The organism is Streptomyces sparsogenes (genome assembly GCF_001704635.1).
Taxonomy (GTDB): domain Bacteria; phylum Actinomycetota; class Actinomycetes; order Streptomycetales; family Streptomycetaceae; genus Streptomyces; species Streptomyces sparsogenes.
Genome location: NZ_MAXF01000176.1, coordinates 1 through 263, shown reverse-complemented (window position 1 = coordinate 263; position 263 = coordinate 1). Strand labels below are relative to the sequence as shown.

Genomic DNA, 263 nt, shown 5'->3' with positions numbered 1-263 from the left:
CTGTTCCTGGGGCCCACCGGGGTCGGGAAGACCGAACTGGCCCGCGCCCTGGCCGAGGCGCTGTTCGGCAGCGAGGACCGCATGGTCCGCCTGGACATGAGCGAATACCAGGAGAAGCACACCGTCAGCCGGCTCATCGGCGCCCCGCCCGGCTACGTCGGCCACGAGGAAGCCGGACAGCTCACCGAGGCGGTGCGCCGGCAGCCGTACTCGCTGCTGCTGTTCGACGAGATCGAAAAGGGCCACGCCGACGTCTTCAACAT

1 protein-coding gene is annotated in these 263 nt (G+C 68.8%); it reads left to right on the top strand.

The features are described from left to right. Positions 1-263 (top strand): AAA family ATPase (locus BBH68_RS32910; RefSeq protein WP_141713119.1); only part of this gene is annotated, 263 nt, incomplete at both ends.